Raw genomic sequence first — 24,380 nt, 5'->3', positions numbered from 1 at the left:
GTGCAATTTCTGGATGTGGAATCAGGCGAAGGAGCGTGAGCTGACAACCTGGAGCAGGCCCTCGCCGCGCCGTCCATGCGAGGCGTTGAGGAGCTGGCGCATCCGCACGGCGGGCACCGGACGGCTGAACAGATAGCCTTGCGCCTCGGAGACGGTGCCGTCTGCGCTGATCAGCTCGAGCTGCTCGTTGGTCTCGATGCCCTCGACCACCACGGCCATGCCGAGGTCGGCCGACAGCCGCGCCACGCCACGCAGCAGCGTCAGCGGCCGGTCGGTGTCGATGCCCTCGAGGAAGGAGCGGTCGATCTTCACCTTCTGCATCGGGAAATTGTGCAGATAGCTGAGGCTGGAATAGCCGGTGCCGAAATCGTCGAGCGAGATGCGCACGCCGAGCGCATGCAGTTGCGACAGCGTGTCGTGGGTGAGCTGGGTGTTACGAAGCAGCGAGGACTCCGTGATCTCGATCTCCAGCCGATGGGCCGGCAGCCCCGAGACCTCGAGCGCGTAGCGGATTTCGCTGAGCACGTCGCGCTGGTGGAATTGCTGCGGCGAGAAGTTGACGGCGACGCTGACGCCGTCGGGCCACTTCATGCATTCCATGCAGGCGCGGCGCAGGATCCAGCGGCCGAGATCGACGATCAGCCCCATGTCCTCGGCGACCGGGATGATGTCGACCGGCGAGACCGTGCCGCGTACCGGATGATTCCAGCGCAGCAGCGCCTCGCAGGTGGTGATCTTGCCGGACTTCAGATTGACCAGCGGCTGGTAGAACAGCTCGAATTCCTCGTTGGCCAGCGCCTTGCGCAGGTCGAGCTCGAGAATGCGGCGGGCCTCGACGGTGGCCGCCATCTCGTCGCGGAAGAAGCAGAAGGTGCCGCGGCCGTCGGCCTTGGCGCGATAGAGCGCCATGTCGGCGTTCTTGAGCAGCGTGTCGGCCCTGACGTCGCCGTCCGGCGAGGTCAGCGCGATGCCGACGCTGGCGCCGATCTCAACCAGGTGATTGTCGATGCGATAACGCTCGCTCAGGCGTTCGACGATGCGGCGGGCGAGGCTCGCGGCATCCTCGGCCGAGCTGATGTTCTGCTGGAACACGACGAACTCGTCGCCGCCAAAGCGGGCGACGAAATCCTCGGGACGCAGCATCTCGCGCAGGCGGTTGGCAACCGCGCACAGGAGCTGGTCGCCGCAGGGATGGCCGAGCGTGTCGTTGACCTGCTTGAACTGGTCGAGATCGACGAACAGCAGCGCGGAGAGACGCTCGGCGTCGTGCGAGATCGCCAGCAGCCGTTCGATCTCGTCGCGGAACGAGACCCGGTTGGGCAGCGCCGTGAGCTCGTCATAGCGGGCGAGATGGGTGATCCGGGCTTCCGCGTTGGTACGCTCGGTGATGTCTTCCAGCAGCAGCACCGTGCCGCCGCCAGTCATCGGCTGGAACGTCCAGGCGAGCGCGCGGCCGCGCGAGGAATCCGGGTCGGTGGTGACGATCTCGCAGATCCGCGCATGCTCGATCTCGGCCAGGATCTGCTTGCCGCTCTCCGCCGAGATGGAGCCGGCGGCGATACAGGCCGATACGATGTCGGCAGCGGTGGCGCCACGCTTGACCAGATCTTCGGGCAACGCCATCAGCTCGCCGAAGCGATGGTTCATCACCGCAAGGCGGCCGTCGGCGCGAAACATGCACAGGCCATGCGGCATGTTGTTGAGCGCGGTGTCGAACTGGCTTGCCAGCGCGGACTCACGAAAGCTCGAGGTCAGCGCCTTGACGAAGATCGCATGCAGGCTGAGATTGATGTTCTTCAGCCCGACGAAGAAGAACACGAGCAGGACGGCGAGCCCGATGTGGTAGAAGCCGCCATGCAGCAGCAGCGCGAGCGACATCGGTGCGCAGGCGAGCGCGACGTGCCACTGGATCACCCGGGGCTGGCCGTAATTGCGGGCGGCGCCGCCCGCGGTGTAGCCGATGCCGATGGCGACACAGAGCATGTCGGCAATCGGATCGTCATTGTTGTAGATGACGACGAAGGACCACAGGCCGAGCACCGCCGCATAGCTGAGCGCGCCGAGCCAGTAGCGCGGCTCCAGGTGCTTGGCTTCCTCGAACGACAGTGGGTGCGTGCGGTTTTCGTATCCGCGCATCTGGAACGCGCGCGCGGTGCCGATCGCGATCAGCAGAAATGCGAGCGGCCACAGCCAGGCATCGCCTGTCTTCAGCGCAGTCATGACCGCGGCCACGGCCGCGGAGGCCGAGCCCAGGAAGATCGCCCAGAAATTCTGCACCATAGAGTTGATGAGAGCGGCGTAGAGTATCGGCTCCAGCTCGTCTCGATCGCTCTGCTTCTGGTCGGCCAGCTGCATCGGCTTGTTACGCGTCCTGTTTGGCGCGTACTTTTACCCAGACCTGATGAAGCCTTTCTGAGGGAACATCGTTAAAGTCGAGTTGTTTTTCGGCAATAGCGAACATGTTTCCGCTGAAATATCAAGCAACTAGGCAAGCGTTGCCGGGCACAAGGTGAAGGAAAGCTTGCGTCCTGCACCAAACCCCGAAAAAATCGGCATGTTTTTTCGAAAACATCGCGCGTCTGAACGCGCAATGTCTTAGCCCCGATGTTTCACGCGAACCTGTATCCGCTTCGCTCGCAAGCGCTCTAGCCGGGTGTCGAGGACAGCAGCGGCGACCATGCCGGGTCGGAGGCGAAGCCCGGCGTCGGCACCTTGAGCTCGTTGCGGCCGGAGATGTCGACGGAGAACAGCGACGGCCCGCCGCTGCCGCCGGGATCGCGGAAGAACATCAGCACGCGGCCGTTCGGCGAGAAGGTCGGCCCTTCGTTGTGATAGCCCGAGGTGAGCAGACGCTCGCCGGAGCCGTCCGGCTTCATGACGCCGATCGAGAACTGCCCGCCGCCCTGCCTGGTGAAGGCGATGTAATCGCCACGCGGCGACCACACCGGCGTCGAATAGGTGGCGTTGGTGTCGTCCTTGGAGAAGGAGATGCGCTGCGCCTGTCCGCCGCCCGCGGCCATCACATAGATCTGCGACCTGCCGCCGCGATCGGATTCGAAGCAGATGCGGGTGCCGTCGGGTGAGTAGGACGGAGAGGTGTCGATCGCCGGCGTGTCGGTGAGGCGCGTGGTCGAGCGCGAGCGCAGATCCATCACGAACAGGTTCGAATTGCCGCCCTGCTGCAGGCTCATGATGACGCGCTGGCCGTCCGGCGAGAAGCGCGGCGCGAAGGTCATGCCGGGGAAATTGCCGACGATCTCGCGCTGGCCGGTCTCGATGTTGAAGAGATAGACCTTCGGATCGCCCTGGCCGAACTCCATGTAGGTGATCTCTTGCGAGTTCGGCGAGAAGCGCGGCGTCAGCACGAGGTCGGAGCCGCGGGTCAGATAGCGCACATTGGCACCGTCCTGGTCCATCATCGCGAGCCGCTTGACGCGACGCTCCTTTGGACCGGTCTCGTCTACGAACACCACGCGGCTGTCGAAATAGCCCTTTTCGCCGGTCATCTGCTCATAGATCTGGTCGGAGATGATGTGGGCGATACGGCGCCAATATTCCGGCGAGGTGAAATATTGCTGGCCCGCAAGCTGCTGGCCCGTGATGACGTCCCACAGGCGGAATTCCGCCTTGAGCCTTCCGTCCTGCCCCCGCGTCATGCGGCCGGTGACGAGGGCCTGGGCGTTGATGGTCTTCCAGTTCTGGAATTGCGGCGCGACGTCGATGTTGCTGATGCGCTCGATGAAAGCGGCCTGGTCGATCGGTGCGAACAGGCCCGACCGCTTCAGATTGTTGGTGATGACCTGGGTGACGCCGTTGCTGACGTCGCCGTCGGCGGGCGAGCCCGGCACGAAGTTGGAGATCGCGATCGGGATCGGCCGAAACTCCGTTGGATTGAGTTCGAGCCGCTTTTGGCCCTGGGCCAGGGCATGTCCGCCCCCGAGCGTCGCGAGCGCCGATCCTGTCAGCGTCATGAAGCGGCGGCGGTTCATCGATAGGACGTCATTCATCGCAAAATTCTTTTGTTCGGATGTCACAACATATCTTTCAGGCCGAAGCGCATTGGAATGGTCTTCCAGGTGTCATACTGCTGCTTCGGCAGGAACGAATAGACCTGACACTGCACGATGGCGCGCTTGGCGCTCTCCGCCACCGCCTGAGCAATCGACCGAGACGGGCCGCGAACCGCGACGATAACCGGCTCGGACGCAAGCGAGCCGTCGATTTTCATCGGGATATCGATGTCAGCCTCGTATTGCTCGGCGTCTTGCCCGTTATAGGTGGGCGTGAAGCAGCGCCGGACCGCATTCGTGAACGCGCCTCCCCACGTCGCAACGTTGTTGGCAGCAGTCCCGGTCGTCGATCCCAGCGCAGCCGATGCATTCAGCGCCGCGCCGGAGAGCTCGTGCCGGGTCGCCGCGCGCTTGTCGAGGTCGCGCTGGATCTGCGCGGGATCGAAGCTGCGCTCCTTGGGCTTCGGTTGCTGCTGCGGCTGCACCGCCGCGACCTTCTGCTCGACGGGCTTCGGCGGAGGCTTCTTGGTCTCCAGTTTCTTCTGGAGCTCGGCGATCGGATCTTCCTTCGCCGGATCAGGCTTCTTTTCCTGCGGCTTCGGCTCTTCTTTGGGCTTGGCCTCGGCGACGGGCTTGGGCGGCTCGGGCTTCTTCTCGACCGGCTTCTCGACGGGTTTCGGCGGCGGCTCGGGCGTCGAGTTGGTCTTGATCAGCTCTTTCTTCTCGGTGACCTTGCCGACCGCTTCTTCCTCGGGCTTGGCCTCGGCGATCTTCTCGACCTTGGGCTTCGGCTCTTCCTTCTTGCCGGTCTTCTGCCCCGACATCATCTGCGCAAGCTGATCGGTGGAGATGATGTCGATCGGAAGCGACTCTTCCGCGACAAAGGCCTTGCTGCTAAAGGTGACCAGTCCCCATCCAAGCACGAGGACGTGGAGGGCAATCGACGCAACGAGTGTCTTGTCGACGTTCACCTTCACCGGTTTACCCCTGATCCGCCTCGGTCACGAGCGCCAGCTTCTTGAAGCCCGCGCCGGACAACAGGCCCATGACCTTGGCCACCGTTCCGTAATCCGCCTTCTTGTCCGCGCGAAGATAGATGCGCTCCTCGAGCCCGCCGCGCGCGTCCGTGATCGCCTTCAGCTTCGGGATCAACTCGTTGATCGCGATCTCGGCGTCGTTGATGAAGACCTTGCCCTTGATGTCGACCGACATCTGGATTGGCTTCTGGTCGTTGTTTTCGAGGCTCTTGGCCTGGGTCTGCGGCAGGTCGAGCGGCACACCGACCGTCAACATCGGAGCCGACACCATGAAGATGATGAGCAGCACCAACATCACGTCCACCATCGGCGTGACGTTGATCTCGGCCACGACGGGCTTGCGCCGGCCACGACGCCCGCCGCCTCCGGACGAACTAGCTACGTTCATCGCCATGATCGAGTGCCCAAATTGCCCCTCACACTATACATGCCGTCCGTCAGCCCCGCTCGTCGATCTGACGCGACAGAATGGCGGAAAATTCATCGGCGAAACCTTCGAGCCGCTGGGCCTGCCGGTTCACCTCGGAAGTGAACTTATTGTAGAAAATAGTGGCAGGAATGGCGGCGATAAGGCCGACGGCGGTCGCAAACAGCGCTTCGGCGATGCCCGGCGCGACCACCGCCAGGGAGGTATTTTTCGACGCCGCGATCGACTGGAAGCTCGACATGATGCCCCAGACCGTGCCGAACAGGCCGACAAAGGGGCCGGCGGAGCCGACGGTGGCGAGCACCAGCAGCCGGCGTTCCAGCCGCTCGACCTCGCGCGCGATCGAGACGTTCATCACCTTGTCGATGCGCATCTGAAGGCCCGCGACCGAGCGGGCGTGGCTCTCGAACGAGCGCTTCCACTCGCGCATGGCGGCGACGAAGCAGGCCGCCATGGAATGCGTCGGCTTGGCCGAGAGCGTGCGATAAAGCTCCTCGATCGACTCGCCGGACCAGAAGGCCTGCTCGAACCGGTCCATCGAGCGGCGGGTGCGCGCGTAAAGAAAGATCTTGTCGATCGCGATGGCCCAGACCCAGACCGAGCAGGCGAGAAGCCCCAGCATCACCGCTTTCACGATCCAGTGAGCCTGCCAGAACAGCGCAATCAGCGACACGTCCGCGGAAGCGGCAACCGGAAGGGCTGACTGAGCCACGTCGGCCGGATTCATAAGCAGTATCCTCTCAAGGCGATCATTTCCCTGACCTCTCCGGCCAGCAAATGGCTGCCGGTTCCCCAACAGCCGCGCTAGCACCGGCGCGGCCGGCAAGCCCGCTCAAAGCCTTGTCTTTCTGGGGTACAGGGGCTCGTCCAAAGCCGGCCGCCTGCATTCCCTGCCAAGATGTCAAAACTATGGGCCTCGAGCACGGCTCCGGGCACGACTGTCCGCAATTACAGAGCCCGCCGATGGTTAACGTGCGGTTACCACGGCCGAATTTGGCTGCCGGAAAGGTAGGCAGCGCAGGCGGTTGGCCGCTTTGCCGCGGGACATGGCGGCGACGGATCGGAGCCGGGTCCACTGGCGAGGTCGGTTCCCTCCCCCCTTGCGGGGAGGGCTAGGGAGAGGGGTACCACACGGGGGCTCCCACCGTGATGAAATCGGACGCACGCAACGAGCACTTTTCCTGGGTTACCCCTCTGCCCCCCTCCCCCCAAGGGGGAGGGAGCGCAGTCGGACTCGTGGCGCTATGACACCGGGCACAACGGACGCCCCTTCTGGAACCTCCTCCCCTGCCCAGCCCGAAATCGCAGGGAGCTTAGCGTGCGCCACAGCTACACCACGACCACATGCTCCATCTCGCATCTCACGGCGGGCACGAGCTGATAGGCTGCGCTCGCGGACAACAACGTGCCGGCATCACCGGCCCAGCCTGAGGAGCGTCCAGTGCCGAAACCACAAACCAATGTGCGGTGGATGGCCGCCGCGATCATATCGGTCAGCCTCGTCACGTTCGGCGCCGCGCGCGCGGCGTCGGTCGCACCGGTCGCCGCGCAAAACGGCATGGTGGTGTCCGCGCAGCATCTGGCGACCCAGGTGGGCGTCGATGTGCTGAAGCGCGGCGGCAATGCCGTCGATGCCGCTGTGGCCGTCGGTTATGCCTTGGCCGTCGTCTATCCGGCCGCCGGCAATCTCGGTGGTGGCGGCTTCATGACGATCCAGCTCGCCGACGGCCGCAAGACCTTCCTCGATTTCCGCGAGACCGCGCCCAAGGCGGCGACGGCCAATATGTATCTCGACAAGGATGGCAACGTCATCAAGGGCATCTCGACCAAGGGACATCTGGCTGTGGGTGTGCCAGGCTCCGTCTCGGGCATGGAATATGCGCGCGAAAAATACGGCACCATGAAGCGCGCCGACCTGCTCGCTCCCGCGATCCAGTTCGCCGAACAGGGATTTGTACTCGACCAGGGCGACATCGACCTGCTGCGCACGGCAACCGACGATTTCAAGGACGATCCAGCATCGAGCGCGATCTTCCTCAACAACGGCCAGCCGTTCGGCGTGGGCGATCGACTGCTGCAATCCGAACTGGCGAAAACCCTGCGCGAGATCAGCAGCAAGGGCACCGACGGCTTCTACAAGGGCTGGGTCGGCAGCGCCATCGTGGCATCGAGCCAGGCCGGCAAGGGCCTCCTGACGCAGGACGACCTCGACGGCTACAAGACGCGCGAGCTCGCGCCTGTCGAATGCGACTATCGCGGCTATCACGTGATTTCCGCGCCGCCACCGAGCTCGGGCGGCGTCGTCATCTGCGAGATCCTGAATATCCTGGAGGGCTATCCTCTGAAGGAGCTGGGCTACCATTCCGCGCAGGCCGTGCACGTGCAGATCGAGGCCATGCGGCATGCCTACGTGGACCGCAACAGCTATCTCGGCGATCCGGATTTCGTGAAGAATCCGCTCGACCGCCTGCTCGACAAGAATTACGCGACCAAGATCCGCGCCGTGATCGATCCGAACAAGGCCGCAATCTCCAAGGACATCAAGCCGGGCGTCGCGCCGCACGAGGGCAGCAACACCACGCACTATTCAATCGCGGACAAGGACGGCAACGCGGTATCGGTGACGTACACGCTGAACGATTGGTTCGGCGCCAAGGTGACGGCGGCCAAGACCGGCGTGCTGCTGAACGACGAGATGGACGACTTCACGGCCAAGGTCGGGGTGCCGAACCTGTATGGCCTGGTGCAGGGTGAGGCCAACGCGATTGCTCCCGGCAAGCGTCCACTGTCCTCGATGAGCCCGACCATCGTCACCAAGGACGGCAAGACCGTCATGGTGGTAGGCACGCCCGGCGGCAGCCGCATCATCACCGCCGTGTTGCAGACCATGATCAATGCGATCGACTACGGCATGAACGCGCAGGAGGCCGTCGACATGCCACGCATCCACCAGCAATGGCTGCCTGATATGACCAACGTGGAGAACTATGCGCTGTCGCCGGACACGCAGAAGATTCTAGAAGGGATGGGGCACAAATTCGGGCCGCCGCAACCGGCGAACCATTTGGCGGTCATCATCGTGGGCGCGCCGTCACTGAACGGCGAGCAAGTCGGCAATAATCGTTACTACGGTGCGAACGATCCACGCCGCAACAGTGGGCTGGCGGCGGGGTATTGATCTACGCCACCCTTACGACTGTCATACCCCGCGACCCGGCTACGCCAAGGCTTCGCCGGGGCTGCGGTCCAGGGGCGCCGAAGCTTTAGCGTAGGCGTCAAGCGGGGTATCCAGTACACTGCGGCTCCTCCGCATCTCAATGCTGTCTCTGGAATACTGGATTGCCCGCCTTCGCGGGCAATGACGGCGGTAGAAATGGTCGAGGGCCGCCCCTCTACCACTTCTCCTTCGAGGTCCGCACGTCGAGCTCGAACGACCAGGCGCGCTCGGGCTGGCGATAGAGGAAGGCGAAGGCATCGACGATGCCATCGATGTCGATCAGGCTGTCCTCGCGGCCGGCCGCATCCGGGAATCGTGAAAAGATCTTGTCGCCGGCGATCGCGCCGTCGACCACGACATGGCCGACATGGATGCCGTCGCTCGCGTATTCCTTGGCCATCGCCTGCGCCAGCGTGCGCAGGCCGGCCTTGGACGAGTTGAAGGCGCCGTAGCCGGAGCGTCCGCGCAGCGAGGCACTGGCGCCCGTGAACAGCAGCGTGCCGGTCTTCTTCGGCACCATCCGCCGCACCGCCTCGCGGCCGAACAGGAAGCCGCCGAAGCAGACCACGCGCCAGGCATTCTCGAAATAGTCGGCGTCCATCTCGATGATCTTGCCGGGCGTGTTGTTGCCGGCGTTGTAGATGGCGAGGTCGAGGTTGTCGCCGGCGGCATCGAACAGCGCGACGATGTCCCCCTCCCTGGTCGCATCGGCAACGAAGGGCACGGCTGCGCCGCCCGCCTTCGTGATGTCGTCTACAACGGCCTGCAAGGCAGACAGCGTCCGGCCCGCGACGATCACCTTGAGCCCATCGGCCGCAAAACGCTTGCAAAGCCGGGCCCCGACCCCGCGGTCCGGTCCAACGCCGATCACGATTGCCGTCTTCATTGCAACTCTCCGAAGGTTGATAGGGTCAGGCCGCCGAGGCGGGCTCGGGGCAATTGGTCAATCGCGCGGGATTGCCGATCGCGGTGCAGCCGGCGGGCACGTCACCGGTCACAACAGCACCGGCGCCGATCTTGGCGAATTCACCGATATTGATGTCACCGAGAATGGTCGCGCCGCCACCGATGTAGACGCCGCGGCCGATACGCGGCGAGCGCGTCGGCAATTCACCGCGACGGCCGATGCTGACGCTCTGGAGGATGGTGACCTCGTCACCGATCACCACATTCGCACCAATCACGATGCCGGTGGCGTGGTCGAGATAGACGGACGATCCAATGGATGCGGCCGGATGAATGCTGATCTGCAGCAGGTTGGACGCCTCGTTCTGAAACAGCAGCGCCGCGTCGCGATGGTCATGACGCCAGAGCCAGTTCGAGACGCGCCAGGCTTGCAGCGCGACGTAGCCCTTGTAATGCAGCAGCGGCGGCAGCAGGTCGGTGATGGCGGGATCGCGCAATGCGATGGCCTGCAAATCCCGGCTGGCGGTTTCGATCAGCTCTGGCTCGCCTTGAAAGGCGTCGCGGGAACAGGACGTGAAGCGCGTGCGCCCGGTGGAGCCGCTGCCGAGCCGCTGCCCGATCAAATCGGCCAAAGCGGCGGCAAAATCATCGTGAGCGAGAATGGCACTCGCAAGGGCCTTGCCGAACACGGGGTCTGCATCAGCCGCGCGCTGCGCCTCGCTGCGGATCTGTCGCCAGAGGCCGTCGCTCGCCGTGATCGCAGCTTCCGCCATTGTCGCCTCCGGTCCGCCCACTCTTGTGAAGGCGAATATAGGCGGTCCGGGTCGGGGCGCCAGTCACGCCGCCGGGACGCGCTTGCTTTCGCCCTCAAGACCGGGCCGGGCCCGCTTGCGCAGGCTGAGCGCGTAGAGCCAGCCGCCCGCCGCGATGAGCACCGGCAGGACGAAGAGCGCGACATCGCGGAGCAGGATCATGGGGCGATGCTCCCCTTTGCAAACGAGACCGCGCGGCTGAGTGCGAACGAGGCGAACCAATAGAGATAAAGGCTGAGAAAGAACCGCCAGGATTCGCCGAGCTGCCACTGCGGATAGAGCTGGACTTCCGTCTGCCATCCATTGAGGAACGCGATCGCCACCGGCACGGTGTTTCCGAACCGGTCGAACAGCGCCGAGGCGCGCTCAAGGAGCGCGATGCTATGGCTGATCTTTTTGCGTTCGGCGTTGGTCATGGTCGTACCCGTCAGCGCGCGGGAGATGCGCCGTCAGGGCTTGGTCGGGCGTGGTGCGGATCGGGTTCTACCGATCCTGCACATGTACGTGATCAACGCCGCAGAACGCACGCCCGCCGGCGCAGAGGCGAAAATGGCAATCGGGATCGGACGCGCAGCTGCCATAGACCAAGCCGATGTAGCCCAGCACCGCCAGGGCGGTCACGGCAAGCAGCAGGCGGGTGTAGAGGTCCATGATGCGTGTCGTCCAGCAGCGCGGCGGATTGAGGTGGCACGCGCAAGTCTTGGTGTCGGATCCTCGGCGGTTGGTTCGGGTCCCCAAAAACCAAACCACCCGCCTGCGGGTTGCGCAGGCGGGCGGCTCGGGGCCATCAGGACTTTGGGGGCATGCGCCTGAAGGCTTTGAGAGGCAGACCCCGGATCAGCCTATTTAGATCAGCCCTGCGGCTGGTCGGTCGGCGGCGGGGTCGGGCGCGTCTTGTGCTGCGCCATGAACTGGTCGAACTCTTCCTTGTCCTTGGCGTGACGCAGACGGTCGAGGAAGTTCCTGAACTCGACCTGCTCTTCCTCGAGCCGCTGCAGCGTCTCGGTGCGGTATTCGTCGAAGGCACGGTTGCCGCTCGAGGGCGGGCCGAAGCCGAAGCCGAAACCACGGCGCTCCATGCGGCCGCGCATGCGGTCCATCTTGTACTGCATCCGCTCCATCTTGTTCTGCCAGCGATCCTGGTGGCTCCAGCAACCCATTTTTCTGCTCCCGAGTGTGAAAAAGAGAAGGGCAAGTCCGATCGGCCACCAGATGATGAAGCCGAGGATGGTCACGGCGATCCAGCCGGGATGCCAGGGCGTATCGAGCATGTGGGGGCGCTCATAGCGTTCGTCAGAGGAACCGCGCCATCGATTGACATCAGCGGTGTAGGCCATTTCCATCTCCATCACGGCACCAGCGCCGTTGTGAATGTAAATAACATTTACATAGCTAGACCATCCCGCGATTTTGTCAAGCCGGCCGCCTGACAGGGTCGCCGAATTATTTGCGCAATTTTATTTCGGCTTGCCCCAGGGGCCGCCGGGCGGCAGGCCAGAACCGGAGGATGCCTCCGGTGGCACCGGCGGCGGCTCGGCGCTTCGTGCCGGCGGACGGCGGTCGGTCGGGAAGCCGAGGCCGCGCAGATAGATCAGCACCTCGGCTTCGAGCAGGTCATCCGGCGACATCGGCAGTTTTCGCCGCGCGGCGTCGCCACGCGAGAACAGCGAGGCCACGCCGTGGGCCATCGACCAGATGTGCAGCGCCATCATCATGGCCGGTGGCCGCGGCGTGCCGGGCGGCGCCAGCGCCGCAAGCCGTTCGGCGGCAGCGCGAATGATGTTGAAGGCGCGTTCACTGGCGGCCTGCAGGGCCGGATTTGAATCGACCGGCACGCCTGATTCGAACATCGCGTTGTAGAAGGCAGGCTCCTCGCGGGCAAAGGCGAGATAGGCCTTGCCGACGCGCTCGAACGCCGTGACCGTATCCGGGCGCCCGTCGTCCCAGGCCGCGGTCAGGCGCTGCTCGAACTGCTCGAAGCCGCGCTGCGCGATCGAGGACAGCAACTCCTCGCGGTCGCGGAAATGCCGGTAAGGCGCCGCCGCGCTGACGCCGGCCATGCGCGCGGCATCGGCAAAGGTGAAGCCGGCCGCGCCCTTCTCGGCGATCAGCCCGAGGGCAGCCTGCAACAGGGCTTCCTTCAGATTGCCGTGGTGATAGCCGCGCTCGGTGCGGCCCTGGTCCTTACGCCAGCTCATGTGAACAGCTTTTACATGAGCCGGGCGTGAAGTCACTAGCGCAGGCCGGATTTGATTAACCGGCCAACTCGTCATTCCGGGGGCGGCTCGACCCGGGGCTGCTCGACGAGCCGAACCCGGAATCTCGAGATTTCCGGGTTCGCGCGTGTGCGCACCCCCGGAATGACACGGCCTAGCCGCCGGGGATCGGCAGCACCGGCATGATCTCGACGCGTTCGCCGGGGAAGATCGCGAAGTGCGGGTGGTTCTCGAACATCTTGGCTGCGGCCTCATGGGACGCAGCGCGGACCACGGTGAAGGCGCCCATCTCGTTGGCGATGTCGGCGACGCCCTTGCCGTCGACCTTCTTGGTCTTGCCGAGAGGGCCGCCCATGGCCTGGATCGCGCCCTGATGCTTCTCGACCCAGCCTTTCCAGGCCGCCATGCCCTCCTGCTCCTTCGCCTTCCGCGCGGTCTCGGACATCGCGTTCCATGCGGCCCATTGCGGGCTGGTCTTGCTGCCGAGGAAAACGGCGAGATAGGTATCGGTGCTCATTGGTACTCTCCTTTGTTGATGGATGATGGATTGACGAGCCGCGAGTTGATCCGCGGCCGTCTCGGCTACGTCTTCAGATCGTCGAAGCCGGCGGCGGCTGCCTGCACCTCCGGCGGAAAGTCGGCCATCTCCTGCACCTGCCGGATCTCGATGACTTCATTGGCGGAAGCCGGGCACTTCTTCGCCCAGGCGATCGCCTCCTCGCGCGAGGCAACCTCGATCATCCAGTAGCCGCCAAGGACTTCCTTGGCTTCGGCGAAGGGACCGTCGGTCACGATGGGCTCGCCGGTCGCGAACGAGACGCGCGCGCCCATCGACGGCGGGTGAAGGCCGTCGAGCGTGATCAGCACGCCGGCATCCTTCAGCGCCTCGTTGTAGCGCATCATCGCGGCGACGCGTTCGGGATCGAGTTGCACGTCCGGCGGCGCGGTCTCGTAGCCGAGCGGAATCATCAGCATCATGAATCGCATGAGCAGTCCTTGCTTGCTTTGTCGTTTCGGGTTTGCGCGGCGCGGCGCCACCCCCGGAAGGACGGGAGCGGCGGCCCGGGCCGCCCACCCTTACTTCTAAGACGAACCAACCTTTACGGAACCGACAAGGTGATGAAAATTATTCCGGAGGTCATTGCGCCGGCCGCTAGCGCGGCTGCGGCAGAAAACGCCCATCCTTCCGGGCCGCGCCGAAATAGACGTCGATGCGGCTGACCTTGCCACCGGCAAAGGCGAAGAACTCCGTGTTGCGAAAGCTCCTGCCATCTTTCGCCAGACAGAGATAGGTGACGAAGGCCTCGTCGCCCCGGACGAAAATCCGCTCGATGTCGTGTCGCGCGATCCAGCCGGTGTCCCGCCAGCAGCGCTCGAAATAGGCCGCCTTGTCGATGTCGTCGTCGAACGGACTGGTGAAGCGGAAATCATCGGCCAATGCGTCGGCGACCCGTTGCCGGTCGTTGCCGAGATAGGCTGCGAAGAGGTCTCGAATCAGGCGCTCGCGGTCGTCAGGCATTGATGGTCTCCGCAGAGAAGATCCTCTTGAAGACGATGCACGAACGCGTGCCCCGACATTGCGTGCCGAATTTCAACAGAGACCATGCGAAAATATCGCGAGGCGGGTCCGTACGATTACGGACCGACTATGTCCACCGCCGTGCTTATAGGACGAGAATCTTCGCGCGTAGAACAACATGGCCGGCGCACGCGGAACTACGGAGACCGCGCAGCTTGCTGCAAGGGTTTACAGTTGATCAACGCGTGCATGCAACTTTTTCGGGAAGGCCAATTGCAGCTGGGCCGACGCATAGTTGAACCATTCCGGGGACCTTCAAGTGTTCAATTTCAACAGCAAGGCCAGGATCCAGCACGCGCTCGCAGAAGTCGACGCCCTCGATCGCTCGCAGGCCGTCATCGAATTCGATCTCGACGGCACCATCCTCGATGCCAACGAGAACCTTCTGAAAATGAGCGGCTATTCGCTCGCCGAGATCAAGGGCAAGCATCACAGCATCTTCGTCAGCCCGGCCGAACGCGAGAGCGCCCGCTACCGCGACTTCTGGGCCAGCCTGAACCGCGGCGAATTCCAGACCACGCAATACAAGCGCTTCGGCAAGAACGGCAAGGAAGTCTGGGTTCATGCCTCCTACGCCCCGCTGCTGGACAAGAACGGCAAGGTGGTCAGCTTCATCAAGTTCGCCACCGACATCACGGCGTACAAGATCAAGACCATGGAAGACTCCGGCAAGATCGCCGCGATCAACCGCGCGCAGGCCGTGATCGAGTTCAACATGGACGGCACCATCGTCACCGCCAACGAGAACTTCCTGGGCGCGATGGGCTATTCGCTCGACGAGATCAGGGGCAAGCATCACAGCATGTTCGTGACGCCCGAGGACCGCGCGAGCTCGGCCTATACCGCGTTCTGGGCCAGGCTGAACCGCGGCGAGTTCGAGGCGGCCGAGTACAAGCGGCTCGGCAAGGGGGCTAAGGAGATCTGGATTCTCGCGACCTACAACCCGATCCTCGACGAGACCGGCAAGCCGTTCAAAGTGGTGAAGTTCGCAACCGACATCACCGCGCAGAAGATGAAGGCCGCCGACAATGACGGCCAGCTCGCCGCGATCCAGAAGTCGCAGGCGGTGATCGAGTTCAACATGGACGGCACGATCCGAACCGCCAACGAGAATTTTCTCAAGGCGGTGGGCTATTCGCTGGCCGAGATCAAGGGCCGGCACCATTCCATGTTCGTCGAGCCGAACGAGAAGAATTCGGCGGCCTACCGCCATTTCTGGGAGACGCTCAACCGCGGCGAATACCAGGCCGCCGAATACAAGCGGATCGCCAAGGGCGGCCGCGAGATCTGGATCCAGGCGTCCTACAATCCGATTCTGGATCTCAACGGAAAACCCTACAAGGTGGTGAAATACGCCACCGACATCACCGCGCAGGCGATCGGCCGCAAGAAGGCCGACAATGCGCGCGGGCTGATCGAGGCGGTCGCGGCCGGCAGCGAGCAGATGAGCGCCTCGATCCGCGAGATCTCCGAGACCATGGCGAAATCGCGCGAGACCTCCAAGGTCGCGACCACCAGGGTCGAGTCCGCGGACGGTCAGGCCCAGAAGTTGACTGCAGCGGCCCAGGCCATGAGCGGCATCGTCGAGATGATTTCGGGCATCACCAGTCAGATCAACCTGCTTGCGCTCAACGCCACGATCGAATCGGCGCGGGCAGGCGAAGCGGGCCGCGGCTTTGCCGTGGTCGCCTCCGAGGTGAAGAACCTCGCCAGCCAGGCCAAGCAGGCCACCGACACGATTACCTCCGAAATCGACGCGCTGAACACCATCTCGGGCGACGTTGCGAGCTCGCTCACCGCGATCAAGGCCGCGATCGCCGGCGTCAACGAGTTCATCGCCTCCACCGCGGCCGCAGTCGAGGAGCAGAGCATCGTGACCTCCGACATGTCGTCGAACATGCAGCGCGCATCCGCGGAACTGGCGTAAGCTCTCGCTTTATCACGATCCCCGTCATCCTTCGAGGGCCGCTGAAGAAGCGGCCACCTCAGGGGTGACGGAGAGAGAGAGAGAGAGAGAGACCGACGCTCTTATCCTACCGCTCCCAGCGTCGCGTCGCTTCACTCGCCCCTTCCGGCAGCATCTCGAAGACCGGCGAGGCCAACACCGCATGCACATGCAGCATGGTCGCTCCCGAATTACGGAAACCGTGCTTGCGGCCGGCGGGAACCAGCAGCACCTGTCCGGCCGTCACCGTGATCCGCCGGGCTTCGATCCACATCTCCGCCTCGCCCGCCCGCACGGTCAGCACCTCCTCGACCGTGTGGCTGTGCGTCGGCGCGCCGGCGCCGGGATCGACCCATTGCTCGAAGATGCAGAGCGCGGTCGCGCCGTTGCGCGCGGATGTGACCATGCGGGTCTTCACACCTGGCCGCCATTCCTCGAGCGGGATCGTGCTGGGATCGATGAGCATGGCCTGGAGCCCTTCTTGCCGGGACGAAAGCGAAGTAAAAGGAGCCGGCGCTCGTGCGCGCCCCCTTTCGAACACAGGACAGATTAGCAAATGCCGCAGGCCCCACAAAACGTCGCCCTCGTCACCGGAGCCGCGCGAGGCATCGGGCTGGCGACGGCCAAGAAATTCCTGGCCGAAGGGTGGCGCGTCGCGCTGCTCGATATCGAGGGGGAGCTGCAGGCGGGCGCGACGGCGGCCCTGAAGAATCCCGATAACACACTGGCAATCACCTGCGACGTGTCCGACGCAACCGCCGTAGGAGCTGCAATGGCGGCGGTCATGAGCCGCTTCGGTCGGCTCGATGCTCTCGTCAACAACGCCGGCGTCGCCGTGTTCGCGCCAGTGCTGGAGACCAGCGACGCCGACTGGAACAGGATCATGGCGGTCAATCTCACCGGCCCGTTCCTGTGCACCAAGGCGGCCGCGCCGCTGATGCGCGAGCAAGGCGGCGGCGCCATCGTCAACGTCACCTCGATCTCGGCGGTGCGCGCCTCGACCCTGCGTTCGGCCTATGGCACCAGCAAGGCGGGCCTTGCGCACCTGACCAAGCAGCTCGCGGTCGAGCTCGCCTCGCTCAACATCCGCGTCAACGCAGTCGCGCCGGGGCCGGTCGACACCGCGATGGCGAAGCAGGTGCACAGCAGGGAGATCCGCGCCGACTATCACGACGCCATTCCGCTCAACCGCTACGGCCTGGAGGAGGAACTCGCCGAAGCGATCTATTTCCTGTGCTCGGAACGATCGAGCTACATCACCGGCCAAATTTTGGCCGTCGATGGCGGCTTCGATGCGGCTGGCATCGGCCTGCCGACGCTGCGCGGCGAACGGCGGAACGGGTGAACGTCGTAGGGTGGGCAAAGGCGCGCAAGCGCCGCGCCCACCTTCCCTCCAGATTTGCGATGCCATTGGTGGGCACGCTACGCTTTGCCCACCCTACGGGATCGAGTTAGTGGAGTGCTCCATGCGACGCATGTTCTTTGTGGGTGCCTGGATGCTCGCATCTGCGCTCTTTACCACTACCCCCGCCATGGCCGAAATCCGCATCATCCAGTCGCCGGGCGGACAGGTCGGGCCGTTCCTCGACCTGTTCGAGCAGGTGCGCGAGAGCGGCGAGCGCGTGGTGATCGACGGTCCGTGCCTGTCCGCCTGCACGCTGGTGCTCAGCATCGTGCCGGGCGAGCGCATCTGCGTCACCAAACGCGCGGTACTCGGCTTCCACGCGGCGCGTTCGGTCGACCGGCGCGGGCGTTTTTATGCCGAGCCCGAAGCCTCCGACGCGGTGCTGCAGGCCTATCCCGGCCCGGTGCGCGACTGGATCAGCCGGCACGGTGGCCTCTCGTCCAGATTGCTTTTGCTGAAGGGCCGCGACCTTGCGGCGATCTATCCGCGCTGCCGCTGAGCAACAGGCGGCCGCCAGCGATGTGACCGGTTGCATCCGCCGCTGTCCGGCGATTAGGCAGTTTTGCAAAATTCCGACGATCCGGACACGAAATCCGCTCAACCGCTTGGCAATGCCTGCCCAATTTACGCGGTTTGCGGCCTTTCCCGACCGTCTATGATGGTCCCCGTCCAGATTGAGGCCGCTCGGGTCACGATGGCTGCAGGGCCGTCATAATCTCAGCAATGGTCACAGACTAGGATGGTTCCGCTTTTTCAAGATTACACATTTTCAAACCGGTCGCAGGCCGTGCAGCCCATCGATTTTCACTACCGCCTGTCGGACCAAGGACGCATTGTCCTTGGCCAGTTGAGCTCCCAGGAAACCGTCGAATTCGAATTGCTGTCGCGGCGCCACCGCGAGGGTCTGATGGACCTGCCGTCCGAGCTGCGGCTGCTCGAGCTCTATGTGAAATATATCGGCTCGGGCGCAGAGGCTGCGCTCGCGCCGTCGGAGCTCGCATGGCAGGCGAGCGAGCCACTGCAGCGGCGGAGACCGCCGCGTGCGCGAACGGCGCGGCCGCGCAACTACATCCTCTCGATGATCGTGATCGCGAGCGTCAGCTTCACGCTCATCGCGTTGCTGGTGAGCTAGCAGGCAAGCGCGACGGCGAAATTGCGCCGGTCACGCATTTCGTCGGGCCTAGTAGAGCCTCTGGATGGTCTGCGCCAATTCCAAGGTCGCGCAGATGAGCATGCCCCAAAGTGCAAAATTGATTTGTAGCGCCGCTGCCATCGGTCGCTCCCTTCCCAAGTTACGCCCACCCCAGTTTGTAGAATTTATGAAGAAATTATTAGCGATTCTGTCGTGGAGTTTACAGCCTAATATTTCGCCAGTTGTTGTGCGATGCGATCCGCATGATTTCACGAAGCGGCCTCACTGCTCTCGCAATGTGATGCGACAGCACGATTCCATATTGGGCCATGGCGGCCACGTCGTTTCCCTTAGGTTCCATTTAACCGGCGCGACGCAAGGCTCCGCATGCGGAGTTTGCGTGTCGCGTACCGCACCAAGGGTCCGGCATGCTGCGTCACGGCTTCGTCTTGCTCACTTTTTGCGCAGCGCTCCTCGGATGCGCGGCGGCGCCGGCGCAGGAGCGCCGACCGATCGCATGGGACGGCCTCGGCCGGGATCCGAACCAGGCCCCTCACCGCTCCTCTGTCACAAAGCGGCGCGCCGCGAACCCGGCGCCTGCGCAGGACAATCCCAATCAGGAGCGGGAAAGAGTGCTCGGCACGTTGCGCCCGTTCTCCGAGGCGTGGTGGGTGGTCCATGACGAAATCGAGGCGGAGAACGACAGGCAGCTTGGCACGAAACTCGTGATCTGCCCTCGCTGCGTTGAATCGCCGCCGCCAAGCGATGACGCGACCGGATCGCTCCGGTGAACGAGCACGCGGCGATCAGCCGTGTGACATGACGACGGCATGAGTGACCCACTCCCGTAACAACGGGAGTGGGATCGCGGCTTGGCGTGTCAGGCCGACGCGCCCGTCACATGCCCTCGGCCGGGCAGTTCACCATCCAGGGAATGCCGAACTTGTCGACGCACATGCCAAAGCCCTTGGCCCAGAACGTCTTGCTGAAGGGCATGGTGACGGTGCCGCCGTCGGCGAGCGCGTTGAACTTGCGCTCACCATCCGCGGGGTCCGTGACCGTGAGCGAGATCGAAAAGCCCTGGGCTTTCTGAAAATGCTCGGGTGGCGCGTCGGAGGCCATCAGCACGCTGCCGTCGGGCAACGACATCCGCGCATGCATGATCATCTTCTCGCGGCCGGGCGCGGCGGGCATGTCCGGCGGCGCTTCCGATGAGCGCATCATGGCGTCGATCTTGCCGCCCAAAACCTTGGCGTAGAAGTTGAACGCCGCTTCGCAGGTGTCCTGATAGAACAGATAGGCATTGATCATCGTTTCTCTCCTCTTCGTTTTCTTGGCGATTCCTTGGCAGTTCCTCGCAGTTTCTTGGCGATTTCCTGGCTGCTCCTTGGCTGCTCCTTGGGGCAGCTAGCCTCGTTACTTCTCGGTGAGCTTCTTCAGGCTGGCGAGGCCGGCCTCGAAGTCCTTGCCGATCATGTTGTCCATGTTGATGAACACCTGCATCACCTTGGACATGAACGGCGCCGGACCGTACATCGCCCATGTGACCAATGTGGCATCGCCTTGCGGCACAAAGGTGAACTCGGCGGTATTGTGGCCTTCGAACGGGCGCTCGAAATCGAGCTTGATCCGAAGCTTCGACGGCGTGCTCGCCTCGAGGATCTCCATATGCCCGGCGCCGACATTATTGTTGCCATCCCAGGCATAGGTCGCGCCCTTGCCTGACGCGGTTCTGCCGAAGGTCCGCTTCATGCCGGGGTCGCGATCCTCATAGGGCGACCAGCTCATCCAGAAATGGAAATCGGCAACGTGCGGATAAATCGCATCGGCCGGCGCCTTCACGGCGAGCGAGCGCTCGACACGGAACGTATCGGGTTTTGTCAATGCGAAGACGAGGACCGCGGCTATGCCGACGGCGAGGACGACGGCGATGATGGCAATGGCTTTCAGCATGAGTGGCTCCCTGGATATGGAATTAAGACGAAGGGGAACGGCGGGAGCCGACAATCGGCGGGACGAAATTTTTGGCCGTCACTTTGCCTTTGCGCCCTGCCTGGCGCCGCCATTGGCGCCCTTCGGCTGGCTGTCCCGGATCAGGCGATCAATGTGCATGCGGATATGGGCGGCTTCCGCCGAAGTATTGGCGAGTGCAATGGCGTGGTCGAAGGCGATGCGGGCTTCGTCGTTACGGCCGAGCTGCATCAGGAAGGCACCACGCACGCCGTGGAAATGAAAGTAGTTGGTGAGTTTCGGCGCCAGCGGCTCGATCAGCTCGAGCGCCGCTTGCGGCCCGCGCACCTTGGAGACCGCAACCGCCCGGTTGAGCGTCACCACCGGCGAAGGCTGCATCAGTTCGAGCGCGCCGTAGAGCAGGTCGATCTGCGTCCAGTCGGTTTCCTCGGGCGTCGACGCGCGCGCATGCAGCGCGGCGATCGCGGCCTGGACCTGATAGGGACCACTGCGGCGATGGCGCATCGCCTTGTCGATCAGCGCCAGGCCTTCCGCGATCATGTTGCCGTTCCACAGCGTACGATCCTGGTCGTCGAGCAGGATCACCGCGCCGTCCGCGGCAAAGCGCGCGGCGCTGCGCGCATGCTGCAACAGCAGCAGCGCTGCGAGCCCCATGATCTCCGGCTCGCTCTGGAACAGCCGCAGCAGCAACCGCGCCAGCCGGATCGCTTCCTCGCACAGCGGCTTTCGGATCTCCACAGTGTCGCCGCTGGCCGAATAGCCTTCGTTGAAGATCAGGTAGATCATTGCGGCAACGCCGGCGAGCCGCTCGGAGCGTTCGACCGCGCCAGGCGTTTCGAACGGCGCCCCGGCCTCGGCGACCTTCGCCTTGGCACGGGTGATGCGCTGCTCCATCGCCGCTTCCGAGACCAGGAAGGCGCGCGCGATCTGCTTCACGGTGAGGCCGGAGACGATGCGCAGCGCCAGCGCGATCTGCTGGGTCGCCGGCAGCTGCGGATGGCAGCAGATGAACATCAGCCGCAAAATGTCGTCGCGGTAGTGCGAGCCGTCGAGCCGCTCGGCGAGCGCGCCCTCGGCGTCGTCGAGATCGGAGATGGCCTGGTCGTCCTCGGGCAGCGGCTGCTGTTTGCGGGCGCGACGGACCTCGTCGATGGCGACGTTGCGGCCGACCATGATCAGCCAGGCCGCAGGATCGCGCGGCGGCCCGTTCTGCGGCCAGGTCTTGAGCGCGCGCAGGCAGGCGTTCTGGAAGGCCTCTTCGGCGGTGTCGAGATCGCGGAAATAGCGCAGCAGCGCGCCGACCGCCTGGGGTCGCGCCGAGGTCAGCGCGGTCTCGATCCAGGCGGTGTCGGCCTCGCTCACGTCGAAATTCCTCCGGGCCGGAATACGCCGACGGGGCGCACCTCATAGGCGCCGCCGGGATTGGCCGCGCCGAGGTCGCGCGCGACGTCGAGGGCTTCGTCGAGGTTCTTGCAATCCACGATGTAGAAGCCGAGCAATTGCTCCTTGGTCTCCGCATAGGGGCCGTCGAGCACCAGCGGCGGGTCTTCCTTGCGCAGCGTCGCCGCGGCCGTGGTCGGCAGCAACCGCGCCACCGGACCGAGCCGGCCCTGCTGTGTGAGCTTGTCCTGCACCACGGCGAGCTTCTTCATCACGGCCTCGTCCTGGTCCTTGCTCCAGGAGCCGACGAAGTCCTCGTCGTGATAGCAGAGGATCGCATAAAGCATGGGCAGCACCTTCCTGAACGCTTGTTTTTAAGACGATCCAATATGCCCCGCCCCGACAGGGCTGCGGAAAAAATTTGCGAGAAAAATCCGTCGGATCGTGCCAAGGAGGGTTTTCAAAACGGAACCGACGAGGCACTTCGAATGAGCATGGGCACACTGGCCGTCCTGATCAACAGCACGCAGCAGAACTGGCTGCCGGAGCGCTGGAAGGCCCGGTTCGACGCGGTCTGCGGCGGTCGCCGTGTGGTTCTGCTGCCGGATTCCGATCTCAATCCGGCCGAGGTGCACTATGCCGCGGTATGGAAGCCGGTGCCGGGCGACCTCGGCTCTTTTCCGAACCTGCGTGCGATCTTCAACCTGGGCGCGGGCGTCGACGCGCTGATGGCCGACAAGAGCCTGCCCGACGTGCCGCTGGTGCGCGTCGCCGTGCCTGATCTCACCAATCGCATGACCGAATATGTCGTGCTGCACGTGCTGATGCACCACCGCCAGGAGCTGTACTTGCGAGACTCGCAGCGCGCAAAACGCTGGGAGCCGCAATATCAGTGGCCGGCGAGCGCCGTCACCGTCGGCGTGATGGGGCTTGGCACGCTGGGGGCGGATGCCGCCGACGTGCTGCGCCGGCTCGGCTTCCGCGTTACCGGCTGGAGCCGCAGCCCGCGCACGATCGAGGGCGTCGAATGCTTCCATGGCGCCGCACAGATCGATGCGTTCCTGCGCAAGACCGACATCCTGGTCTCACTGTTGCCGCTGACGCCGGATACGCACGGCATCCTCAACCGCGACGTCTTCACCAAGCTCAACCGCAACAGCCCGCTCGGCGCGCCCGTGCTGATCAATGCGGGTCGCGGCGGCTTGCAGAACGAGGCCGACATCCTGGCCTGCCTCGACGACGGCACGCTTGGCGCGGCCTCGCTCGACGTTTTCGTGCAGGAGCCGCAGCCTGCCGACAGCCGGTTCTGGACCCACCCCAAGGTGCTGCTGACCCCGCACAACGCGGCCGACACCGACGCGGATGCAATCTCGGCCTATGTCGCCGAGCAAATCGCAAAGTTCGAGGCCGGCGGGGCGCTGGAGAACGTGGTGGACCGGGCACGGGGATATTAGACGCTTCGGCAGACTGAGAGAGGCACGCACGCGCCCCACTCTCGCTGTCGTCCCCGCGTACGCGGGGACCCATACCGCGTGATTTATCGTTGCGGATGGTCGCAGTACCGAACGACCAGTCGTCGCCAAACCACTCCCTGTGGTTATGGGTCCCGGGCTCGCGCTGCGCGCGCCCCGGGACGACGGCCTAACTTTTGGCCCCCACCATCACGTCAATCGCACCCTTCACGATCGCCTCGAGCTCTTTGCGCGACACGCGGGCGCGGGAGCGGATGGCGATCGAATGCACGGTTGCGGAGGCGAGCTGCGCCAGCACGGCCGGGTCGGCGCTCGCGGGCAGCTCGCCCTTCTCCTTGGCGCGGCGGAAGCAACTGGCAAAGGCCTTGTCGAGCTCGGTCAGTCCATCCAGAACCATGGCACGGATCTCGGGATCGCCGACGGCTTCGGACGCCGCGGTCACCACCGTGAAGCAGCCGCGCGGACCGGTCTCGCCGGAGAGATAGATGTTCAGCGCGGACGCGAAGATGCGCTCGAGCCGCTGGCGCACCGGCATCTCCTGGCGAAAGATCTCGACCATCGAGGCGCGCGCGTCCTCGCGGTAGCGCTGGTAACTCTTGATGTAGAGCTCGCGCTTGTCGCCGAAGGCGCCGTAGAGGCTCGGCCGGTTCATGCCGGTCGCTTCGCTGAGATCGTCCAGTGACGTCGCCGCAAAACCCTGCCGGCGGAACAGGTCGAGCGCCTTGCCGAGCGCGACGTCGGGCTCGTAGGCGCGCGGACGGCCACGCCGCTTCGGTTCATTGGCGGCAGCTGGCGGCTTCGATTTTTGTACCATTTCGCAAATTAATCCTTGACCGCCGCGATATTATACAAGATGGTACAAAAATCAATC

Annotated in this window: 28 protein-coding genes; 7 read left to right on the top strand and 21 right to left on the bottom strand. The window is 64.1% G+C overall.

Going from position 1 to position 24,380, the window contains the following annotated elements; translation table 11 throughout:
• Positions 1 to 21 precede the first annotated feature (21 nt).
• From AB7531_RS06785 to tolQ, 5 genes are all read right to left on the bottom strand, one after another.
• Entirely contained in the window at positions 22 to 2,355 is a 2,334-nt protein-coding gene (locus AB7531_RS06785; protein WP_063981095.1) for a putative bifunctional diguanylate cyclase/phosphodiesterase, read from the bottom strand.
• Between the two features lie 290 nt (positions 2,356 to 2,645).
• Positions 2,646 to 3,989 carry a Tol-Pal system beta propeller repeat protein TolB gene (tolB, locus tag AB7531_RS06780; protein WP_049807612.1) on the bottom strand — a complete coding sequence of 448 codons (1,344 nt, stop codon included), beginning with the start codon at positions 3,987 to 3,989 and terminating at the stop codon, positions 2,646 to 2,648.
• 41 nt (positions 3,990 to 4,030) lie between these two features.
• Complete coding sequence (locus AB7531_RS06775) at positions 4,031 to 4,987, bottom strand: protein TolA (RefSeq protein ID WP_084794964.1); 957 nt, start codon at positions 4,985 to 4,987, stop codon at positions 4,031 to 4,033.
• A gap of 4 nt (positions 4,988 to 4,991) precedes the next feature.
• On the bottom strand, positions 4,992 to 5,441 hold the full coding sequence (tolR, locus tag AB7531_RS06770; RefSeq protein WP_028152217.1) for a protein TolR: 450 nt from the start codon (positions 5,439 to 5,441) through the stop codon (positions 4,992 to 4,994).
• Positions 5,442 to 5,484: 43 nt separating this feature from the next.
• Positions 5,485 to 6,201, bottom strand: a complete 717-nt coding sequence (gene tolQ / locus AB7531_RS06765; RefSeq protein ID WP_014492404.1) for a protein TolQ — start codon at positions 6,199 to 6,201, stop codon at positions 5,485 to 5,487.
• Positions 6,202 to 6,945: 744 nt separating this feature from the next.
• On the opposite strand from tolQ, the gene ggt reads away from it, so the two are divergent.
• Entirely contained in the window at positions 6,946 to 8,652 is a 1,707-nt protein-coding gene (gene ggt, locus AB7531_RS06760) for a gamma-glutamyltransferase (protein ID WP_063981094.1), read from the top strand.
• 214 nt (positions 8,653 to 8,866) lie between these two features.
• Here the strand turns inward: ggt and AB7531_RS06755 are convergent, their stop codons facing one another.
• From AB7531_RS06755 to AB7531_RS06710, 10 genes are all read right to left on the bottom strand, one after another.
• Positions 8,867 to 9,577, bottom strand: coding sequence for an SDR family NAD(P)-dependent oxidoreductase (locus AB7531_RS06755; protein WP_063981093.1), 711 nt, complete (start codon positions 9,575 to 9,577; stop codon positions 8,867 to 8,869).
• A gap of 25 nt (positions 9,578 to 9,602) precedes the next feature.
• A complete protein-coding gene (locus AB7531_RS06750) occupies positions 9,603 to 10,370 on the bottom strand; it encodes a serine O-acetyltransferase (RefSeq protein WP_063981092.1) in 768 nt (255 codons plus the stop codon).
• Positions 10,371 to 10,433: 63 nt separating this feature from the next.
• Positions 10,434 to 10,571 (bottom strand): hypothetical protein, encoded by a 138-nt coding sequence (locus AB7531_RS06745; RefSeq protein ID WP_187387923.1) that lies wholly within the window; start codon positions 10,569 to 10,571, stop codon positions 10,434 to 10,436.
• Positions 10,568 to 10,825 carry a hypothetical protein gene (locus tag AB7531_RS06740; protein WP_063981091.1) on the bottom strand — a complete coding sequence of 86 codons (258 nt, stop codon included), beginning with the start codon at positions 10,823 to 10,825 and terminating at the stop codon, positions 10,568 to 10,570. The genes AB7531_RS06745 and AB7531_RS06740 overlap by 4 nt, the downstream gene beginning before the upstream one ends.
• A gap of 67 nt (positions 10,826 to 10,892) precedes the next feature.
• Positions 10,893 to 11,060 carry a hypothetical protein gene (locus tag AB7531_RS06735; RefSeq protein ID WP_144030761.1) on the bottom strand — a complete coding sequence of 56 codons (168 nt, stop codon included), beginning with the start codon at positions 11,058 to 11,060 and terminating at the stop codon, positions 10,893 to 10,895.
• Between the two features lie 200 nt (positions 11,061 to 11,260).
• Positions 11,261 to 11,746, bottom strand: a complete 486-nt coding sequence (locus tag AB7531_RS06730) for a DUF2852 domain-containing protein (RefSeq protein WP_028152211.1) — start codon at positions 11,744 to 11,746, stop codon at positions 11,261 to 11,263.
• Positions 11,747 to 11,866: 120 nt separating this feature from the next.
• Positions 11,867 to 12,607, bottom strand: a complete 741-nt coding sequence (locus AB7531_RS06725) for a TetR/AcrR family transcriptional regulator (protein ID WP_063981090.1) — start codon at positions 12,605 to 12,607, stop codon at positions 11,867 to 11,869.
• A gap of 172 nt (positions 12,608 to 12,779) precedes the next feature.
• Positions 12,780 to 13,142 carry a YciI family protein gene (locus tag AB7531_RS06720; RefSeq protein WP_063981089.1) on the bottom strand — a complete coding sequence of 121 codons (363 nt, stop codon included), beginning with the start codon at positions 13,140 to 13,142 and terminating at the stop codon, positions 12,780 to 12,782.
• 65 nt (positions 13,143 to 13,207) lie between these two features.
• Positions 13,208 to 13,612, bottom strand: coding sequence for a YciI family protein (locus AB7531_RS06715; protein ID WP_028152208.1), 405 nt, complete (start codon positions 13,610 to 13,612; stop codon positions 13,208 to 13,210).
• Between the two features lie 166 nt (positions 13,613 to 13,778).
• The gene (locus AB7531_RS06710; protein ID WP_063981088.1) at positions 13,779 to 14,144 is read right to left on the bottom strand and encodes a nuclear transport factor 2 family protein; all 366 of its coding nucleotides are present in this window, start codon (positions 14,142 to 14,144) and stop codon (positions 13,779 to 13,781) included.
• Positions 14,145 to 14,463: 319 nt separating this feature from the next.
• On the opposite strand from AB7531_RS06710, the gene AB7531_RS06705 reads away from it, so the two are divergent.
• Entirely contained in the window at positions 14,464 to 16,131 is a 1,668-nt protein-coding gene (locus tag AB7531_RS06705) for a methyl-accepting chemotaxis protein (protein WP_063981087.1), read from the top strand.
• 106 nt (positions 16,132 to 16,237) lie between these two features.
• On the opposite strand, the gene AB7531_RS06700 is transcribed toward AB7531_RS06705, so the two are convergent.
• Positions 16,238 to 16,615 carry a cupin domain-containing protein gene (locus tag AB7531_RS06700; protein ID WP_063981086.1) on the bottom strand — a complete coding sequence of 126 codons (378 nt, stop codon included), beginning with the start codon at positions 16,613 to 16,615 and terminating at the stop codon, positions 16,238 to 16,240.
• A 90-nt stretch (positions 16,616 to 16,705) separates the two neighbouring features.
• On the opposite strand from AB7531_RS06700, the gene AB7531_RS06695 reads away from it, so the two are divergent.
• The 4 genes from AB7531_RS06695 (at position 16,706) to AB7531_RS06680 (ending at position 19,477) form a co-directional block, all read left to right on the top strand.
• Entirely contained in the window at positions 16,706 to 17,494 is a 789-nt protein-coding gene (locus AB7531_RS06695) for an SDR family NAD(P)-dependent oxidoreductase (protein WP_063981085.1), read from the top strand.
• A 130-nt stretch (positions 17,495 to 17,624) separates the two neighbouring features.
• Positions 17,625 to 18,053 (top strand): hypothetical protein, encoded by a 429-nt coding sequence (locus AB7531_RS06690; protein ID WP_371498094.1) that lies wholly within the window; start codon positions 17,625 to 17,627, stop codon positions 18,051 to 18,053.
• 408 nt (positions 18,054 to 18,461) lie between these two features.
• Positions 18,462 to 18,686: a hypothetical protein gene (locus AB7531_RS06685; protein ID WP_354265977.1), complete on the top strand. Its 225-nt coding sequence runs from the start codon at positions 18,462 to 18,464 to the stop codon at positions 18,684 to 18,686.
• 428 nt (positions 18,687 to 19,114) lie between these two features.
• Entirely contained in the window at positions 19,115 to 19,477 is a 363-nt protein-coding gene (locus tag AB7531_RS06680; RefSeq protein WP_063981083.1) for a hypothetical protein, read from the top strand.
• A 106-nt stretch (positions 19,478 to 19,583) separates the two neighbouring features.
• Here the strand turns inward: AB7531_RS06680 and AB7531_RS06675 are convergent, their stop codons facing one another.
• The 4 genes from AB7531_RS06675 to AB7531_RS06660 all read right to left on the bottom strand — a co-directional run bounded on the left by AB7531_RS06675 (position 19,584) and on the right by AB7531_RS06660 (position 22,384).
• A complete protein-coding gene (locus tag AB7531_RS06675; RefSeq protein ID WP_063981082.1) occupies positions 19,584 to 19,997 on the bottom strand; it encodes a VOC family protein in 414 nt (137 codons plus the stop codon).
• Between the two features lie 105 nt (positions 19,998 to 20,102).
• Positions 20,103 to 20,639: an SRPBCC family protein gene (locus AB7531_RS06670; protein WP_063981081.1), complete on the bottom strand. Its 537-nt coding sequence runs from the start codon at positions 20,637 to 20,639 to the stop codon at positions 20,103 to 20,105.
• 78 nt (positions 20,640 to 20,717) lie between these two features.
• On the bottom strand, positions 20,718 to 22,019 hold the full coding sequence (locus AB7531_RS06665; RefSeq protein ID WP_063981080.1) for an RNA polymerase sigma factor: 1,302 nt from the start codon (positions 22,017 to 22,019) through the stop codon (positions 20,718 to 20,720).
• Complete coding sequence (locus tag AB7531_RS06660) at positions 22,016 to 22,384, bottom strand: YciI family protein (RefSeq protein ID WP_063981079.1); 369 nt, start codon at positions 22,382 to 22,384, stop codon at positions 22,016 to 22,018. The genes AB7531_RS06665 and AB7531_RS06660 overlap by 4 nt, the downstream gene beginning before the upstream one ends.
• 141 nt (positions 22,385 to 22,525) lie before the next feature.
• Here AB7531_RS06660 and AB7531_RS06655 point away from each other — a divergent pair, with 141 nt between their 5' ends.
• Positions 22,526 to 23,491, top strand: a complete 966-nt coding sequence (locus AB7531_RS06655; RefSeq protein WP_063981078.1) for a 2-hydroxyacid dehydrogenase — start codon at positions 22,526 to 22,528, stop codon at positions 23,489 to 23,491.
• 187 nt (positions 23,492 to 23,678) lie between these two features.
• On the opposite strand, the gene AB7531_RS06650 is transcribed toward AB7531_RS06655, so the two are convergent.
• The gene (locus tag AB7531_RS06650) at positions 23,679 to 24,323 is read right to left on the bottom strand and encodes a TetR/AcrR family transcriptional regulator (RefSeq protein WP_028151469.1); all 645 of its coding nucleotides are present in this window, start codon (positions 24,321 to 24,323) and stop codon (positions 23,679 to 23,681) included.
• Between the last annotated feature and the right edge of the window lie 57 nt (positions 24,324 to 24,380).

Source organism: Bradyrhizobium sp. 63_E2_N1_3 (genome assembly GCF_052076005.1).
In the GTDB taxonomy this organism is placed as follows: Bacteria; Pseudomonadota; Alphaproteobacteria; order Rhizobiales; family Xanthobacteraceae; genus Bradyrhizobium; species Bradyrhizobium barranii.
The sequence above is the reverse complement of the archived record's forward strand: the minus strand, read 5'-3'. Positions and strand labels throughout refer to the sequence as shown.

Bases quoted from the DNA above. Each gene is read 5' to 3' on its own strand.
- AB7531_RS06660 (WP_063981079.1), bottom strand. From the start codon at position 22,384: ATGCTTTATGCGATCCTCTGCTATCACGACGAGGACTTCGTCGGCTCC.
- tolQ (WP_014492404.1), bottom strand. From the start codon at position 6,201: ATGAATCCGGCCGACGTGGCTCAGTCAGCCCTTCCGGTTGCCGCTTCC.
- AB7531_RS06670 (WP_063981081.1), bottom strand. From the start codon at position 20,639: ATGCTGAAAGCCATTGCCATCATCGCCGTCGTCCTCGCCGTCGGCATA.
- tolB (WP_049807612.1), bottom strand. From the start codon at position 3,989: ATGAACCGCCGCCGCTTCATGACGCTGACAGGATCGGCGCTCGCGACG.
- AB7531_RS06680 (WP_063981083.1), top strand. From the start codon at position 19,115: ATGCTGCGTCACGGCTTCGTCTTGCTCACTTTTTGCGCAGCGCTCCTC.
- AB7531_RS06725 (WP_063981090.1), bottom strand. From the start codon at position 12,607: ATGAGCTGGCGTAAGGACCAGGGCCGCACCGAGCGCGGCTATCACCAC.
- AB7531_RS06735 (WP_144030761.1), bottom strand. From the start codon at position 11,060: ATGGACCTCTACACCCGCCTGCTGCTTGCCGTGACCGCCCTGGCGGTG.
- AB7531_RS06690 (WP_371498094.1), top strand. From the start codon at position 17,625: ATGTTCTTTGTGGGTGCCTGGATGCTCGCATCTGCGCTCTTTACCACT.
- AB7531_RS06685 (WP_354265977.1), top strand. From the start codon at position 18,462: ATGGACCTGCCGTCCGAGCTGCGGCTGCTCGAGCTCTATGTGAAATAT.
- AB7531_RS06655 (WP_063981078.1), top strand. From the start codon at position 22,526: ATGAGCATGGGCACACTGGCCGTCCTGATCAACAGCACGCAGCAGAAC.
- AB7531_RS06755 (WP_063981093.1), bottom strand. From the start codon at position 9,577: ATGAAGACGGCAATCGTGATCGGCGTTGGACCGGACCGCGGGGTCGGG.
- AB7531_RS06750 (WP_063981092.1), bottom strand. From the start codon at position 10,370: ATGGCGGAAGCTGCGATCACGGCGAGCGACGGCCTCTGGCGACAGATC.
- AB7531_RS06675 (WP_063981082.1), bottom strand. From the start codon at position 19,997: ATGATCAATGCCTATCTGTTCTATCAGGACACCTGCGAAGCGGCGTTC.
- AB7531_RS06730 (WP_028152211.1), bottom strand. From the start codon at position 11,746: ATGGCCTACACCGCTGATGTCAATCGATGGCGCGGTTCCTCTGACGAA.
- AB7531_RS06715 (WP_028152208.1), bottom strand. From the start codon at position 13,612: ATGCGATTCATGATGCTGATGATTCCGCTCGGCTACGAGACCGCGCCG.
- AB7531_RS06785 (WP_063981095.1), bottom strand. From the start codon at position 2,355: ATGCAGCTGGCCGACCAGAAGCAGAGCGATCGAGACGAGCTGGAGCCG.
- AB7531_RS06720 (WP_063981089.1), bottom strand. From the start codon at position 13,142: ATGAGCACCGATACCTATCTCGCCGTTTTCCTCGGCAGCAAGACCAGC.
- AB7531_RS06695 (WP_063981085.1), top strand. From the start codon at position 16,706: ATGCCGCAGGCCCCACAAAACGTCGCCCTCGTCACCGGAGCCGCGCGA.
- AB7531_RS06745 (WP_187387923.1), bottom strand. From the start codon at position 10,571: ATGATCCTGCTCCGCGATGTCGCGCTCTTCGTCCTGCCGGTGCTCATC.
- ggt (WP_063981094.1), top strand. From the start codon at position 6,946: ATGGCCGCCGCGATCATATCGGTCAGCCTCGTCACGTTCGGCGCCGCG.
- AB7531_RS06740 (WP_063981091.1), bottom strand. From the start codon at position 10,825: ATGACCAACGCCGAACGCAAAAAGATCAGCCATAGCATCGCGCTCCTT.
- tolR (WP_028152217.1), bottom strand. From the start codon at position 5,441: ATGGCGATGAACGTAGCTAGTTCGTCCGGAGGCGGCGGGCGTCGTGGC.
- AB7531_RS06650 (WP_028151469.1), bottom strand. From the start codon at position 24,323: ATGGTACAAAAATCGAAGCCGCCAGCTGCCGCCAATGAACCGAAGCGG.
- AB7531_RS06710 (WP_063981088.1), bottom strand. From the start codon at position 14,144: ATGCCTGACGACCGCGAGCGCCTGATTCGAGACCTCTTCGCAGCCTAT.
- AB7531_RS06700 (WP_063981086.1), bottom strand. From the start codon at position 16,615: ATGCTCATCGATCCCAGCACGATCCCGCTCGAGGAATGGCGGCCAGGT.